At 44.8% G+C, this 15763-nt stretch carries 17 protein-coding genes; 6 read left to right on the top strand and 11 right to left on the bottom strand.

Annotated features, from left to right (window positions below; genetic code table 11):
* The coding region (locus tag JHD69_RS13065) for a WG repeat-containing protein (protein ID WP_199140786.1) at positions 1-414 on the top strand (414 nt) is incomplete at its 5' end.
* 99 nt (positions 415-513) lie between these two features.
* Here JHD69_RS13065 and JHD69_RS13060 read toward each other — a convergent pair.
* The 6 genes from JHD69_RS13060 to JHD69_RS13035 form a co-directional block, all read right to left on the bottom strand.
* The gene (locus JHD69_RS13060) at positions 514-939 is read right to left on the bottom strand and encodes a VOC family protein (RefSeq protein WP_199140785.1); all 426 of its coding nucleotides are present in this window, start codon (positions 937-939) and stop codon (positions 514-516) included.
* A gap of 78 nt (positions 940-1017) precedes the next feature.
* Positions 1018-1788 carry a helix-turn-helix domain-containing protein gene (locus tag JHD69_RS13055; protein WP_199140784.1) on the bottom strand — a complete coding sequence of 257 codons (771 nt, stop codon included), beginning with the start codon at positions 1786-1788 and terminating at the stop codon, positions 1018-1020.
* Positions 1789-1905: 117 nt separating this feature from the next.
* Positions 1906-2847, bottom strand: coding sequence for an NADP-dependent oxidoreductase (locus JHD69_RS13050; protein WP_199140783.1), 942 nt, complete (start codon positions 2845-2847; stop codon positions 1906-1908).
* A gap of 130 nt (positions 2848-2977) precedes the next feature.
* Positions 2978-3286 carry a hypothetical protein gene (locus JHD69_RS13045; RefSeq protein WP_199140782.1) on the bottom strand — a complete coding sequence of 103 codons (309 nt, stop codon included), beginning with the start codon at positions 3284-3286 and terminating at the stop codon, positions 2978-2980.
* Between the two features lie 124 nt (positions 3287-3410).
* Positions 3411-3590 (bottom strand): histone H1, encoded by a 180-nt coding sequence (locus JHD69_RS13040; RefSeq protein ID WP_199140781.1) that lies wholly within the window; start codon positions 3588-3590, stop codon positions 3411-3413.
* Positions 3591-3770: 180 nt separating this feature from the next.
* The gene (locus JHD69_RS13035; protein ID WP_199140780.1) at positions 3771-4166 is read right to left on the bottom strand and encodes a hypothetical protein; all 396 of its coding nucleotides are present in this window, start codon (positions 4164-4166) and stop codon (positions 3771-3773) included.
* Between the two features lie 109 nt (positions 4167-4275).
* Here JHD69_RS13035 and JHD69_RS13030 point away from each other — a divergent pair, with 109 nt between their 5' ends.
* The gene (locus JHD69_RS13030; protein ID WP_199140779.1) at positions 4276-5046 is read left to right on the top strand and encodes an MBL fold metallo-hydrolase; all 771 of its coding nucleotides are present in this window, start codon (positions 4276-4278) and stop codon (positions 5044-5046) included.
* Between the two features lie 91 nt (positions 5047-5137).
* On the opposite strand, the gene JHD69_RS13025 is transcribed toward JHD69_RS13030, so the two are convergent.
* The 3 genes from JHD69_RS13025 to JHD69_RS13015 form a co-directional block, all read right to left on the bottom strand.
* Positions 5138-5983 carry a S66 peptidase family protein gene (locus JHD69_RS13025; RefSeq protein ID WP_370583490.1) on the bottom strand — a complete coding sequence of 282 codons (846 nt, stop codon included), beginning with the start codon at positions 5981-5983 and terminating at the stop codon, positions 5138-5140.
* A 233-nt stretch (positions 5984-6216) separates the two neighbouring features.
* Complete coding sequence (locus JHD69_RS13020) at positions 6217-8064, bottom strand: DNA topoisomerase 3 (RefSeq protein WP_199140777.1); 1848 nt, start codon at positions 8062-8064, stop codon at positions 6217-6219.
* A 315-nt stretch (positions 8065-8379) separates the two neighbouring features.
* Entirely contained in the window at positions 8380-10665 is a 2286-nt protein-coding gene (locus tag JHD69_RS13015) for a GH92 family glycosyl hydrolase (RefSeq protein WP_199140776.1), read from the bottom strand.
* Positions 10666-10851: 186 nt separating this feature from the next.
* Between JHD69_RS13015 and JHD69_RS13010 the strand changes: the two genes are divergently transcribed.
* The 3 genes from JHD69_RS13010 to JHD69_RS13000 all read left to right on the top strand — a co-directional run bounded on the left by JHD69_RS13010 (position 10852) and on the right by JHD69_RS13000 (position 13542).
* On the top strand, positions 10852-11886 hold the full coding sequence (locus JHD69_RS13010) for a LacI family DNA-binding transcriptional regulator (protein ID WP_199140775.1): 1035 nt from the start codon (positions 10852-10854) through the stop codon (positions 11884-11886).
* A gap of 75 nt (positions 11887-11961) precedes the next feature.
* Positions 11962-13053 carry a tRNA 2-thiouridine(34) synthase MnmA gene (mnmA, locus tag JHD69_RS13005; RefSeq protein WP_199140774.1) on the top strand — a complete coding sequence of 364 codons (1092 nt, stop codon included), beginning with the start codon at positions 11962-11964 and terminating at the stop codon, positions 13051-13053.
* A gap of 153 nt (positions 13054-13206) precedes the next feature.
* On the top strand, positions 13207-13542 hold the full coding sequence (locus JHD69_RS13000; RefSeq protein ID WP_199140773.1) for a hypothetical protein: 336 nt from the start codon (positions 13207-13209) through the stop codon (positions 13540-13542).
* Positions 13543-13545: 3 nt separating this feature from the next.
* Here the strand turns inward: JHD69_RS13000 and JHD69_RS12995 are convergent, their stop codons facing one another.
* Positions 13546-14319 carry a zinc-dependent peptidase gene (locus tag JHD69_RS12995; RefSeq protein WP_370583489.1) on the bottom strand — a complete coding sequence of 258 codons (774 nt, stop codon included), beginning with the start codon at positions 14317-14319 and terminating at the stop codon, positions 13546-13548.
* Positions 14320-14444: 125 nt separating this feature from the next.
* On the opposite strand from JHD69_RS12995, the gene aqpZ reads away from it, so the two are divergent.
* Entirely contained in the window at positions 14445-15149 is a 705-nt protein-coding gene (aqpZ, locus tag JHD69_RS12990; protein WP_199140771.1) for an aquaporin Z, read from the top strand.
* A gap of 70 nt (positions 15150-15219) precedes the next feature.
* Here aqpZ and JHD69_RS12985 read toward each other — a convergent pair whose 3' ends face one another.
* Positions 15220-15738: a glutathione peroxidase gene (locus JHD69_RS12985; protein WP_199140770.1), complete on the bottom strand. Its 519-nt coding sequence runs from the start codon at positions 15736-15738 to the stop codon at positions 15220-15222.
* Between the last annotated feature and the right edge of the window lie 25 nt (positions 15739-15763).

Here is a 15763-nt window from a genome sequence, read left to right as displayed (position 1 = left end):
CCCCCCCCCCCCCCCCCCCCCCCCCCCCCCCCCCCCCCCCCCCCCCCCCCCCCTTTTTTAGATGTGTATAAGAGACAGTTGCTCATCACTTTGATGGCTTTCGCGCAAAGCAGCTACCAGAAAATATACGCCTACAATCAATACAATAAGGATTGGGCCTTGGTCAAAACGGTTAGTGGCACTTATGGTTTTATTGACCGTAAGGGAAAAGCTGTAGTTCCTGCAATATATGCCAAGATTCAAAAATTTGGAAAATACAATGCAAACCTAGCAATGGTCAAGTCAATCAGCGATACTTATGGATTTATAGACCGCAATGGCAAGATAGTTATTCCAGCTATATACGAGCTGAAAGCTGTAGAGCTGGACTTCGATGCCATTTACAAGAAACACGCTCAGCCTAATACAAAGTAGTACGGTTTAATGGCTGAAAGATTCCTTAATCAGAAAAAATTAATGGCTTCTTTACAAACCTATCAAAATCCCGGCCTTAAATAGGCCGGGATTTTTGTATTAGGCATTTTGCAAGGCCTCGATATCGAATTTTTTCATTTTCATGTAGGCCTGCAATACGTTTTGCGTCTTTGCTGGATCGCTCAGCAATTTGGGCAAAATGGTAGGCACTACTTGCCAAGACACACCAAATTTGTCTTTAAGCCAGCCACATTGGCCTTCGCTTCCGCCATCGGCTGTGAGCTTTTGCCAATAATAATCAATTTCATCCTGTGTTTCACAATCGATAACAAAGGAAACCGCTTCATTGAATTTAAACTGAGGACCGCCATTGAGGCCCATAAAGCGCTTGCCGTTCAATTCGAAGGTAACCACCATTTGGTTATCGGCGGTAATTTTCGAATCCTTAAAAACAGTACAGTAGAATTTGGCAGCTGCCTGGGCCTGACCATCAAACCAAAGGCAAGGGTAAATTTGATTTTTCATTGTTTTGAGTTTTAAATTTCTACCACAAAGAAAGGCAGCGAAACCATGCAAAAATAGAACAAACCCGACAATCTTGCTTTAATCCTCACTCCCGAAGTTCAGGTATGCTTTTGGCGTAATGTGCGTAAATTCCTTAAAGCTTCTGATAAAATGGCTCTGATCAGCGTAACCATTGCCTAGGGCCACATCGGTTAGTTTGTTAAAGTTGCGGTTGTTGAGTTGCTGAAAAGCGGCATTGAACTGGCAGATACGCCTGAAAAGATTAGGTGGCAACCCGATATTACGTTCGAATAGACGCTGAAAAGTACGTTCGGTAACGTACAATTCCTTTTGAACCTTTACAAGCGCATCTTTAGCCGAATTGCCGGCAATGGATAAGGTTGCATATTTGATCAACTCGCAATCGACCTTGGTTTTGATGATGAGGTTGTATACATAATCGTCCAATAAAGCCATCCTAGCTGCTACAGATTGGGCATTGAGCAAACGTTCTTCAAACCCGTAGGTTTTTGCAGGCGACAACAGGTTCAGGTCGATCGGATTGTCGGTGAGTTCCTGCGCCGAGACTCCAAACAAGGCATACAAGGCAAAAGGCTTGAAAAAATAGGCAATCAGCGTAAAATCGTCTTTAATCAGCAGGTTTTCGGGAAAAACGGTTTGTCCAAACAGGGTTAGGTTGTTGCTGCTATTTTTAATCTGTCCCTTTGCCGTTTGAAACAGCAGGGTTGGCGAGCCATTGGCATAAAGTGGCAGCACAAACGGATTGACGACCCGAAAATCCTCCATCACCAAAATACGTTCTACATAGTCGGCAATTTTGGGGTTGGGTATGGGCTGACTAATTTTCATAGGCAAGTTTAATAGCCAACCCGAATATACGCAATCACAAGTTAAAAAATGAAAACACGGCGTTCACTCGCATAAGGCGGTTAAGTGGTTTGGCAGCTCCTGAACTGAAAATGGCTATTATAGCTTAACAATAATCTTTCCGGTGGCCCGTCCCTGTTCCAGTTCGATATGGGCCGCTCCCATCTGCTCGAAAGGATAAACCGAATTGATCAGCGATTTCATTTTTCCGTTGGCCAATAGTCCGGCCAGGATCTGCATGTCTTTTCCATTGCTTTCTACCAGCATTGCCCTTGCATTGACGCCTTTGGCTTTGGCCTGTGCTTCGATATCGCCCGACATGCCCGATGGAATGGAGATAACCCATCCATGAGGCTTAACAGCATCTAAAGACCTCACAAAGTTTTCGCCACCTACAGTATCGAAAACCAGATCGGCATCTTGAACCAGCTCTTCAAATTTTTGGGTTGTATAATCGATATGCTCATCGGCACCCAAATCCATTACCATTGCTTTTTTGGCTGCGGAAGAGGTACCAATAACATTGGCGCCCAGATATTTGGCTATCTGTACGCCATAATGGCCAACACCACCAGCGGCTGCATGGATCAATACTTTTTGGCCAGCCTGTACATTGCCATAGGTAACCAATACCTGCCAGGCAGTTAAAGCGGCCAAAGTAGCGGCAGCGGCCTCTTCATGACTAATATTTGCCGGCTTTAGCGCCAAATGATGGGCTGGTGCGGCTACATATTCGGCATAGGCTTGGCCATGGCCTGGGAAATTGATCATCCCGAAAACTTCGTCACCAGGCTTAAATGCCACCACATCCTCGCCTACACTTTCTACTACACCACTTACATCCCAACCAATAATCAATGGGTTCAACTCTTTTAAGCGGCCATAAACTCCAGTGCCCTTCCGTGTTTTCCAATCTACTGGGTTAATGCTGATGGCTTTTACCCTGATCAGCACGCCATCTCTGGCCACTTTTGGTTTTTCGACTGTGGTTAACTGAAGGTTTTCTACGCCACCGGGCTGGGTTAATACAATTGCTTTCATGCTGCGGTTCTTTGAATGATGGTCAATACTCAACAAACATAAGGTTCAACAAAGGTTAAGTTTGTCATCAAAACGCCAAAAGATTTGAATATTCGGCCTTGGTTAAGTCATAGCTCCCAAATTTGTTCGGTTAAATCAGCCTCAAAGATGATCCGATCAGGCTCAGCTGATCAAAACGGGGTGCTTTTTCGAGCTCGCTCTCATCGCGTTCTTTCTGAAAATTTAAAAACGAGGGTACTTGAAGAATCTGTTGCTGCACTTCTTCGTTTTCGTACATAGACAGGTGGAAAAACGTAACGCCATCTTCTTTGATATACACCTGGTAGAGAAAATTGAGATGGGTCAATGCTCTAAAATCGGCCAGGAACAAACTGATATTTTGTTTGTTTCGCGCTACGAATTCTGGTTTTACGGTATAGCTTACTTCTACGGAAATCATGACGTTGCATTTTGGCAACAACTAAAATACGAATTTGTTGAAACAAGCAAAATCGTCTCTATAGGCGATGCAAAAAAAAGACCCTGCAAAGGCAGGGTCTTTTATAGAATTTGTGCACTGAGGCTTATTTAGCTGCGTTTTTTTTCTCAGTTACTTCAGTACGGATCTCTTGAGCCAATACTTTTAGGTCTTGCATTGCTTTACGTACACGAGTACCAGCTGCTGCATTTCCTGCGTTATAAAATTTTTCTGCGTCTGCTTCGATAGCAGCAATTACTTCTTTAACTTTTGAGAATTTTTCCATTGTAATAATTTTAATTTGGTTTCAAATATATCATTTAAACTAAAGAAACAAGCATGCTTTGGCTTTATAATATGGCGCTCACGGCCACTGTAGGGCACTTTTTAAAGCAAAACTACTGATTGGCAACCCTTTAGCACTTTATGCCGATTTTGGAAAAATTTAAAAAAAATGTCAAAAAGGCTATTTAACCATAGTTAAAAGGCATATACAGTCGGTTGTGGCCGTTGCCTTAAACGACAATTGCTGGTGCAAGGTAAGCAGTTCGCCGGTTTGCAGCTTAACATCGGTACCCATGCTTTCGAAAGCCAGTTGACCATCTATCACCTGCAAACTCATGATGGCTTCTCCCTCTTCGCTTCCTGGCCTGATGGTTTCATCCTGTTGCAGGGCAATAAGGGTAATGGTAACCTGGTCTGACTTGAATACCGTAATGGCATTTTTCTTGTTTTTGGTGTAGGCTTCTTCTGTTTTGATCAAGCCAATGTACTTGGGCAGGTTTATGGGAATGATTCCTGCATCGAGGGTACGGGCTCCGGCCGGTCGTTGCGACGTAGCGTTGTTGCGTTTCTCTTCCATCTTGAATTTGTTTTAACTAAAACAGTATTGGCCAGCAGTTGTTTTGCGGTTGTTGGAATGTTTATAAAATTGCAAATCTAAACTCGATTTTTCCTGTATTTTTGCAAACATGGCCTTGTTTATTAGTTCATTGAACACCGGAAGCAACGGAAACTGCTTTTATATCGGCAACGATCAGGAAGCTGTACTTGTGGATGCTGGCCTGAGCTGCAAGGAAACAGAAAGCCGCCTGCAACGCCTTAACCTGAGCATGGAAAAGGTAAAGGCCATCTTTATTTCGCACGAACACAGCGACCATATCCGTGGCCTGCCCGTACTGGCCAAAAAATACAAGCTACCGGTGTACATTACCCAACGCACCCTGATTAGCGGCAGGCAACAACTGCCCTCAGAACTGGTTACGTCTTTTGGAATATATGCACCCATAACCTTTGGAAGTTTGGCTGTTACGGCTTTCCCCAAGAAACACGATGCGGCGGAACCCCATAGTTTTGTGGTAAGTTGCAATGGGGTTACCGTTGGGGTTTTTACCGATATTGGCGACCATTGCGAACACGTTATTCATCATTTTAAGCAATGCCACGCCGCGTTTTTAGAGGCGAACTACGATGACGAACTGCTGGATAAGGGCAGGTACCCCTATTTTTTGAAAAACCGTATCAGGGGTGGAAACGGACACTTGTCTAACCAAAAAGCGCTTGACCTGTTTCTCAATTACCGACCGGCCTTTATGAGCCATCTCCTTCTTTCGCATTTGAGCAAAGACAACAACTGTCCGCAATTGGTACAGGAGCTTTTTCAGCAACATGCCAACGGTACCGAGATTGTAGTGGCTTCGAGGTTTGAAGAAACGCCTGTTTATTATATTACGGCCTGTTAAGCGGTTTCTATTTTCCCCAGTTTAGCTTTTGTGCGGCACCTGGGAAACCCAAACGGCAAGAAATTCAAGCTTGCTGTATTTTTAGGCCTGCCTAGATTTCTTCCAGCCTGGTGCCACTGGCTCTTACATCCAACCAGTGCTGTACGCCACATTTTAGTGCAAAATTGGCCCGCTGGTGCCCTACCGGGAAATCAAAACTGATGGGATAATCGTATTCTTTTACCTTTTCGAGCACAATATCGGTTAAGGTTTTGCCAAAGGCCTCTCCTTCGTCGTCGGGCTTTACCTTAAAGCCTCCTACGATAAGGCCTCTTAACCTGGCTAGCTTGCCACTGCGTTTCAGGTTGTAAAACATACGGTCTATACTGTACAGGTATTCGCCGGTATCTTCTACAAACAATATTTTTCCGTCGGTTTCGATTTCAGAAATGCTTCCAGCCAGGTTTTCGATGCAACGCAGATTGCCTCCAATCAGCTCACCTTGTGCACTCCCCATCCTATTATTGTTATTGTAGAGAGCTGTATATTTCATTTTTTCGCCTTTTAGCGCTTTTTCGATCGAATTGATGGTGTCAATCTGGATGGGTTCGGCTTTGGTCCAATCGGCAGGAAAACTATTGCACATTTTAGAATGGATACTGGCCACTCTATAATTGCTGTTGATATGGCAATGCAGCACCGTAATGTCGCTAAAACCGATGAGCCATTTTGGCGAGGAACGATAAGCACTGAAATTGAGCTGATCTACAATACGCACCGCACCATAGCCTCCACGGGCGCACATGATGGCTTTGACCTGCGGATTATCCAACATTTCCTGCAAATCGGCCAAACGTTCCTGATCGGTGCCTCCAAAAGTAAAATCACGGGCACCTACGGTTTTGCCTATTGCGATATTAAAGCCCCAGCTTTTCATTTGGGTAACTGCAGGTTCTATTTCGGCCTGGGTAATGTAGCCAGCCGGACAGGTAATGCCAATGGTATCGCCTGCAACCAGGTATGGGGGGATTTTTAGCTTTTTGGCTGCTGCTGTTTCGGAAAGCACAGTTGCGCTGCTTTTGAAGGAATGCAGGAGCAGCGAAGCCGGAATAATAGAAGAAAGGAAGTATTTGCGGTTCATTTGAAAGCAAGTTAACAAACTCCGGCTATTCGCCAAAATGACTGCGGCAACTAAACTGTTGCCGGTGCTTCGGCCAGTTGTGCCGAAAGGCTGGCACCTGCCACCAATAATTCTTGCGTAATGTTTTTGGTGTACTCGGCTATTTCGGCCTTGAATTCGGTTACCGATGCCCCTGCCCTGATTTCTTCCAAACGTTTTTCCCACTGACCGGTAAGCTCGGCTTGCGCGATCTTCTTGTCTTTAACGATTTCGTAAACTGCCAATCCTTTGGGAGTGGGCACCAGGTTTCGTTTTTCGCGACTGATGTATTCTCTGGTAAGCAGGGTTTCGATAATGGCCGCCCGCGTTGCTGGCGTACCCAAGCCGCTGTCTTTCATGGCATAACGCAATTCTTCATCTTCAATTTCCTTGCCCGAAGTTTCTAACGCCTTTAGCAAAGAAGCTTCGTTGTATAGGGGCTTGGGCTTGGTTTGCTTCTCCAGCAATGCCTTGTTTACGATAGGCAGCAACTCTCCTTTTTTTACTTTCGGCAATGCCGGATTGTCTTCGTCCTTTTTATCGTCTTCTACCTCGTTAAACACCGAACGCCAACCGGCAGAGCGGATTACCGTACCATTGGCCTGAAAAGTAGTTCCTGATTCGATGGTGATTTTGGTCACTTCCTTTACGCATTCCTGATGGAAGGCTTCCAACATACGGCCTACTACCAAATCATAAATAGCCTGATGGTCTTTGCTCAGGTGCTGGGGTTGTATGCCCGTTGGCAAAATGGCATGGTGGTCGGTTACTTTCTTGGCATTCACGCTTCGTTTGTTCAAGGTAGCAGTCTGCAAAAACGTAGCGGACCTGCCAAATTCAGGATGTACCGCCAGGTTATTGATCAAAGCCGGTACGGTGGCAAAAATATCGTCGCCGATGTAACGGCTTCCTGTACGCGGATAAGAAACCAACTTGCTCTCGTACAGGTTCTGCAACAGGTTTAAGGTTTGATCGGCCGTAAACCCGTGCTTTTTATTGGCTTCCTGCTGTAAGCTGCTCAAATCGTGCAAAAGCGGTGGCGGTTCTTTTCTTGGCTTGGCTTCTACGGCCGTAATGTTTCCACCTTGTGCAATGCCCGAGGCCACATCTTCTACCTTGTCGAATATGGCTTGCGCTTCTTCCTGAGTTTTGTAATTGGCAACAGAAATAGCCTTAAACAGCTGTCCATCTTTATCCAGTTGAATACCAATTTGAAAATAGGTTTGCGGCACAAAATTCTTGTTCTCCAGGTATCGGGCACAAACCATAGCCAAAGTTGGCGTTTGTACCCTGCCTAAAGAAAGTACGCTTTTGTTTCCGGCCGAAATGCTCAGGGCCTGGGTTGCATTCATGCCCACCAGCCAATCTGATTCGGAACGACAATGTGCCGAATTGAACAAGGTATCGTAATCAGTGCCTGGTTTTAGGTTCCTGAAACCATCCTTAATGGCTTCGTCGGTTTGCGATGATATCCATAGCCTTTTAAAGGGCTTTTTACATTTGAGAAAGTAATAGATATAGCGAAAAATGAGTTCTCCTTCGCGCCCGGCATCCGTTGCTACAATAATTTCGGAAGCCTCGTCGAACAGTTTTTTGATGATGTCGAGCTGTTTTCTTACGCTTGGGTCTTCCATAAAGCCATCTTTGGTTTTGATTTTGCGGATAGCCAGCTTGAATTTGGCCGGCAACATGGGCAAATGTTGTTTGCGCCAGCCGATAAAGCCGTAATCCTGAGGCGGGGCCAGTTGAAGCAAATGCCCAAAAGCCCAGGTAAAAGAGTAGCCCTTGCCTTCGATATAACCATCTTTTCTGGTGGTTGCACCAAACACTTTTGCTAACTCACGACCAACGGAAGGCTTCTCGGCAATTACGATCTTCATCTTTCAAATATTCAGTTTTCGGAGTTTAAATATCTAAAAAATATTAGAACCGACTTCAGAAAAGTTTTCCCCATTTGGGCTTTTCGGCTCTATCTGCTTGGCTGACAAGGGCCATAAAATGGCAACAATGCAACTGTTACTTGTTGGTCGGGAAATGTTTTCGCGACCAAGCTAACTATGGATTTGCAATCCGTTTTGATGAGTTGGATTTGAAACAAGTGCTATCTAGATAGAGTTGGCACATCCCGACTGGCTGTTTCACGAAAAAGCCACTGAATGATCTCCAGTGGCTTTAAATCTATGATTTGATTGCGATTATGATTTTTTAGGCTTGGCACTCATGTAAAATGTCAATTTGCCACCATTGGCAATATCGCTATGCTTAATAAAAGGCTTTGCCAGTTCTTTTCCATTCAGCAACACTTTTTGTACATACACGTTCTTATCGCTTTGGTTAATGGCTTCTACCGTAAAGGTTTTGCCGTTTTCTAGAGTCAGCGTAGCGTTGTTTACCGCAGGCGAACCCAGGGCATACTCATCGCCACCTGGCGAAACCGGATAAAAGCCAAGCGAAGAAAACATGTACCAGGCACTCATCTGGCCACAGTCGTCGTTGCCACCCAAACCGTCGGGTGTTGGTTTGTATTGCATTTTTAGGATGTGGCGTACCTGAGCCTGTGTTTTATAAGGCTGGTCGGCCCAATTGTAAAGGTAAGCCACATGGTGCGCCGGTTCGTTGCCATGTACATAGCCGCCAATAATGCCTTCGCGGGTAATATCTTCGGTATCGGCAAAAAATTCGTCGGGCAGGTGCATGGTAAACAACGTATCTAACCTCGCCGCAAATTTCTTCTTGCCTCCCATCATTTCTATTAAACCGGCAGGATCCTGAGGTACAAAGAAGCTGTAGTTCCAGCTATTGCCTTCAATAAAGCCCTGGCCATGTGTGCTCAACACATCGAAATCTTTTTTAAAGGTGCCATCGGCCAATTTCGGACGCATAAAGCCGGTAGTTTTATCAAAATTGTTCTTCCAGTTGGCCGAGCGTTTGATAAATTCATCATAAACATCCATACGGTTCAGCTTTTTGGCCATTTGGGCAATCACCCAGTCGTCGTAGGCATATTCTAAGGTATTCGAAACCGACACGCCGCTGCGTTCGGCCGGAATATAGCCTAAATCCATGTAATAGCCAATTCCTTCATAATTGCGGTGTTTGGCGGTAGTTACGCAGGCATCCAGCGCTTTGTTGGCATCGCCATTAAATATGCCTTTCACTACGGCATCGGCAATAACCGAAACGCTATGGTAGCCGCTCATGCACCAATTATCGTTGGCGTAGTGCGACCAAATAGGCAACATATGCAGGCTGCTTTGGTCGTAATGGGCCAGCATGGACTTCACCATGTCGTTATTACGCGTTGGCTGTACAATATTAAAGAAAGGATGCAAGGCACGGTAGGTATCCCAAAGCGAGAATGTGGTATAGTTGGTAAAGCCTTTGGCCGTATGCACATCCTGATCCAAACCTTTATATTGTCCGTTTATGTCGGTATAGGTAGTTGGATTGATGAAAGCGTGGTACATGGCTGTATAGAAATTGGTTTTGTCATCTTCGGAAGCCGAAATGTTGATCTTAGCCAATTCTTTGTTCCAGGTAGCCTGAGCCTGGGCCTTTACCTTGTCAAAATCCCAGCCCGTAATTTCTGCGCGCATGTTTTGCAAGGCATTTTCTTGGCTTACCGGCGATAAGGCAAACTTGATTTTGATTTTTTCTCCTTCCTGGGTATCAAAATCGAAGAACATTCTTACTTTTTTACCCGCTATTTCAGGGAAATTCTTATTTTGATCGAATTTGCCCCAAAAGCCTCTGTAAGCCTGGCGTGCGTCATAATTCTTTTGGCCGTAGTTTTTAAACGGCTTAGAAAAGCTCATGGCAAAATAAACCGTACGGGTACGTGCCCAGCCATAAGTTTGACGGTAACCGGTAACCAAGGTATCGTTTACTACCCTTACGTAGGTCCAGACCGTTTTGTCGTCGTAATTATAGATGCCAGCCATCAAGTCTAAAATGATATGGCTTTGGTCTGATTTGGGGAAAGTATACTGGTGCATGCCCACACGGTTGGTGGTGGTCATTTCGGCCAATATATTATCGTCGTCTAGTTTTACTTTGTAATAACCGGCTTCGGCAACTTCGTTGGCATGAGAAAATGCCGAGCGATAGCCTACCTTCGGATTGCTGGCTGTACCGGGGTTCAGCTGCAGCTTGCCTTGAGTAGGCATGATCAGAAAATCGCCCAGGTCTGAATGTCCTGTACCACTAAAATGGGTATGGCTAAATCCAACAATGGTTTTATCTTCGTACTTGTAGCCGGCGCAATACTTGTACACATCGCCATTGTATTTGCCGTTCATCTCGTAAGGAATGGTATCGGTTTCGGGACTCAGCTGCACCGCGCCAAAAGGAACGGTGGCACCCGGATAGGTATGTCCCATTTTTTCGGTACCAATAAGCGGCTTTACATATTTAACCAGATTTTGTTGCGCCTGCGCTGCCATGGCAGACAATACAAGACAACAGAGCAGTGTTTTTTTCATTTGTTTAAGTCGTGTAGCAATGATTAGAAAGCCTAAGGTATTAATTTTTCATCAACCTCAAAAAACTATCTCTGCTTACAACTAAATGGTTTTAGTAAAAACATAGCGGCCAAAATGCCTATTCGCTTTAAAAACGGCAAAATTCTGTATCTTTAGCCCTGAAATCTGCTAACGAGTCGATTGAAAATGAACAATAATATTACCTTAAGCGATATTGCCAAAGCCTTAAATCTATCTGTTTCTACCGTTTCGCGGGCGCTAACAGACAGCTACCAGATTGGCGATGAAACCAAGCAGAAGGTTTTGGCCTATGCCAAAGAGCACCATTATGTGCCCAACCGGATGGCACGAAGCCTCCGGGAAGGCAAAAGTCGTTCTATTGGCGTTATCGTATGTTCGATAGACAATAGTTTTATGGCCCAGATGCTGGATGGCATAGACCACTATTGTTCGGAAAGGGATTACCAGATCATTATCATGCAAAGCAAGGAGCTGTACGAACAGGAAAAGGCCAACGTAAGCCTGCTCTACGCTGGCGGCATCGACGGACTGCTCATCTCCCCTTCTTACCAAACTACCGATTTTAGCCACCTGACCAACCTGCAGCAAGCCGGTTTGCCTGTAGTGCTTTTCGACCGTTTAAGCAGCCACATCGAAACCCACAAAGTAGCTGTCGATAATTTTAAAGGTGCCTACGAAGCCACTGTGCACCTTATTCATAATGGTTATCGCGCCATCGCCCATCTCAATTGGAATACGCAACTGAGCGTAGCAACCGAAAGATTTAAAGGCTATCAAAAAGCGCTTGAAGATTTCGGCATTGCCTTTAACCCCGACTGGGTCAAATTTTGCGATACCACCAATGCAGCCACTTTAGACGAGGAACTGGCTACTGCCCTACAAGAATTAATGGCCTTGAAACAAGTGCCTGAGGCTATTTTTACAGCTACCGACCTTTTAAGCACCAAATGCCTGGCCCATTTGCATCAGTTAGGGCTTCGAATTCCAGACGATATGGCCCTGATCGGTTTTAGCAATACCGACTTGGCCGAAGTGCTTAACCCCTCGCTAAGCACCATCCACCAGCCTTCTTTTGAAATTGGCCGTTTAGCCGCACAGCAGCTGCTATCGCTTATTGCCGACAACAAGGCCCAGCCTTTCGAAACTATTCTCCTGCCTACCAAGCTGCAGGTACGGGAGTCGAGCCAGGCCAAATTCTAGTCTTTTGACATTGTTAAGACCGCCCATTTCCCATAATTAACTAAAAACCTGTATTTTTGCACTTTATTTACAGCAATGAGCAAACACGGTAGAATTTTGGTGGCCATGAGTGGCGGTGTCGACAGTTCGGTAGCAGCAGTGATGTTGCACGAACAGGGTTATGAGGTAATTGGCCTGACCATGAAGACCTGGGATTATGCAACATCGGGCGGTACCAGCAAGGAAACCGGTTGCTGCAGCCTGGATAGCATTAATGATGCCCGTACCTTGGCTGTAAATTATGGCTTTCCGCATTATATTTTGGATATCCGCGACGAATTTGGCGATTTTGTAATCGACAACTTTGTGGACGAGTATTTGGCCGGCCGTACGCCAAATCCTTGCGTATTGTGCAACACCCATATCAAATGGGAAGCCCTTTTGAAACGCGCCAACAAATTGGACTGCGAGTTTATCGCAACGGGCCACTATGCCAATATCCGTCAGCAAGATAGTGGCAGATATGTAATTTCTAAAGGAAAAGACGAAAACAAAGACCAATCGTATGTGCTTTGGGGTGTTTCACAAGAAAACCTGGCACGTACCAAATTCCCATTGGGCAGCTTTTCTAAAGCAGAAATCCGCCAGATGGCAATGGATATGGGCCAAGAAGAACTGGCCAAGAAAAGCGAAAGCTACGAAATTTGTTTCGTGCCGGATAACGATTATAGAGCATTCTTAAAACACAAAGTGGAAGACTTGGAAGAACGTGTAGCCGGTGGCAATTTTATCAATAGCCAAGGCATGGTCATTGGTCAGCACAAAGGCTATCCTTTCTATACCATAGGTCAGCGCAAAGGTTTGGGCGTTGCTTTTGGAGAGCCGATGTTCGTAACGCAGATCCTGCCCGAAAGTAATACCGTAGTACTGGGCCGTGCCGAAGAATTGGAACGCAGAGAGGCTTTGGTCAGAAATGTAAACCTGATCAAATACGAAAGCATTCAGGAGCCTTTAGCAAACGTGGTGACCAAAATCCGCTATAAAGATGCCGGCATGCTGAGCACCATTGTTCAGGAAAAGGATAAAATGCGTGTGGTGTTCGACCATTCGGTGTCGGCTATTGCGCCTGGCCAATCGGCCGTTTTTTACGAAGGCAACGATTTATTGGGTGGCGGATTTTTGATCTAACCTACCCCTTCGAAATACGAAAAGCCACAAATGGAAAGATTTGTGGCTTTTTTTTAACCGGCATGATGCTCTATTTTTTTACATCGGAAGATTTAACTAATTTTTAAGTTAATTTTAGTGGAGAACTATATCGGTTAACCTAAATCTAAAAACATGAAAAAATTAGTCTTATTCTTGCTGTTGTGCACAGCTACCAGCTTCGCCACCCATTACAGTTTTGCCACTGTTTCGGTTCCTGTCCAAAAAAGATCGATCGACATCAGGTACTATGGCGATTTTGTTTTTCACATTGACAACGTAACCAACGAAATCGTCGACATCACTTCCAGCGATCCGAGCGTTACGGTAACTGCCTTTTTATATAGCAGCTTAACTCCCAATACGCCAACTACGGGAACGTACAAAGTAACCGGGTTAAAAATCAGGTATTCAGATAGTTCAGGCAACCAGCAGGCCATCTTTGGACCTATCTATTTAGCAGACCTTTAAACCTTAACCAGCCGGATGTTGTGCAAATATCCGGCTCAATTGTTCATACAGACCAGGATGATGCTCTTTAAGTATTTCTGGCTGTTCGAAAAAATATTCTGAAGCTACGGCAAAAAACTCGGCCTCGTTGGTCATGGCATAGGGATCAATATCCGATTGGTCTTTATTGATTCGACCGATTTCTTCATGCATCATTTTAAGCCAGGGAATGGTGTATTCATGTGCCATCAAATTTTGTGGAATGCCATCGGTAGCGCCATCAGATTTATCCAGCAGGTGCACAAATTCGTGGATACCGGTATTCGATTTGCCCGCGCTGGCCGAAAATCCGTGCCGCAAGGCACTTTTCGATAAGATCATCTGTCCGTTCATGTAGCCAGTTCCCACCATGCCCAAAATATTGCGTTTCCCACCTTCAAAAGCAAAGTCTTCGTTAAAGGTATCAGGGTAAAGCACTACGCTGCCTAAGTTGCCATAGGCCCAATTGTCGAAACCAAAAATCGGGATTACGGCACTACTAGCCACCAAAAGGCGGTCTAAAGGTTCAACTTCTACCCCAACACCTTCTATTTTTACCGAAGCCAAGAAATCGGCTATTTTTTGAACAAATAGTTTTTTCTTTGCCTGGTCAAGGTGCCGATAATAGACAACATGCATATCGAGCAGCCCGAGATCGGAAGCGGACAAAGTAACCGGTGTTGTTTTCTTCCGGCGAAGAATAAAATAAAAGGCCAATAACAGTACCAGCGCTATAAAGAGTACGGGATACAAATTCATCATCAAAACTAAGGCTTTTAAATTAACTTTCTTTTGGATACAAGTAGCAAATTATTTATATATATTTAATTTAATATTAGTCGTCCCTATATAATTTTTTCGCATTTAAATTAAACTACAATTATATGGAAACAAGTAAATTCTCAAAATTTGGTGCCGAATTTGTCGGCACCTTGGTTTTAGTGTTAATGGGTTGCGGGAGTGCGGTTATTGCGGGGGCTAATGGAACAACTGGAGTAGGTCTGTTGGGTATCTCCTTTGCCTTTGGACTTTCGGTGGTGGCGATGGCTTATGCCATTGGACACATTTCCGGCTGCCACATCAATCCGGCTATTTCTATCGGCATGGTGGTAGCAGGCCGTATGAAGGCATCAGAAGCCATCTATTACATTATTGCCCAGGTGCTTGGTGCCATTGCCGGTGCAAGTATCCTGTTCTTTATCGCTTCGGGCAAAGCAGAGTATTCGCTCGCTGCCGGGCTCGGCCAGAATGGATATGCCGAACTCTCTCCACAGCACTACAACCTGGTATCGGGCTTTATTGCCGAAACCGTATTCACCTTCATTTTCCTCTTGGTGATATTTGGTGCTACATCTACCAAAAACATCAACGGAGGCTTTGCAGGTTTGGCCATTGGGCTCAGCTTGGTACTTATCCACATTGTAGGCATTCCGATTACGGGTGTATCGGTAAATCCTGCCCGTAGCATTGGCCCGGGTGTTTTGGTTGGCGGACAAGCCATGAGCCAATTGTGGCTGTTTATTGCCGCACCTATTTTGGGCGCTATTTTAAGTGCGGCTTTTTGGAGATTTATCCTCGAGAAAAATTAAAGCATAAAAAATGGAAAACGTAAGTCGGAAACCAATCCATCTTACGTTTTCCATCTGCTCTTTTACCTGCTTACAGGTTTTTGGTAATTGCAGGATCCAAAGGCTTTACCGCCGAACGGTAGCGATGCACTAATTGGCCTTTTTCATTGATCAGGAATTTCTCAAAATTCCATTTGATATCTCCCGTAAAATCTGGATTTTCCTGTGTAGTCAAATATTTGAACAAAGGTGTAATGTCGTTGCCTTTTACGCTGCTCTTTTCGGCCAGCAGGAAAGTGGTTTTGTAAGTTCCGGTACAGAATTCTTTAATGGCCGCATTGTTGTCTAATTCCTGTCCGCCAAAATTACCTGCCGGAAAGCCAATCAGCACTACATCCTTGCCATATTCTTGATGTAGTTTTTCAAGGTCTTCGTACTGTGGGGTATAACCGCACTTGGAAGCTGTATTTACTATAAGAATCTTCTTGCCTTTAAATTTTGAAAGCTTAACGGTTTTACCATCTAATGTTTTGAAAGAAAAGTCGTAGATGGTTTGAGGCGGCTTTGGTGCAACCCACAAACTGATGAGGAGTAATAAGGTATTGATCATGGTTTTATTTTTTTGAGTATATACG

This window comes from Pedobacter sp. ASV12, from assembly GCF_016429155.1.
GTDB lineage: Bacteria > Bacteroidota > Bacteroidia > Sphingobacteriales > Sphingobacteriaceae > Pedobacter.
The sequence above is the reverse complement of the archived record's forward strand: the minus strand, read 5'-3'. Positions and strand labels throughout refer to the sequence as shown.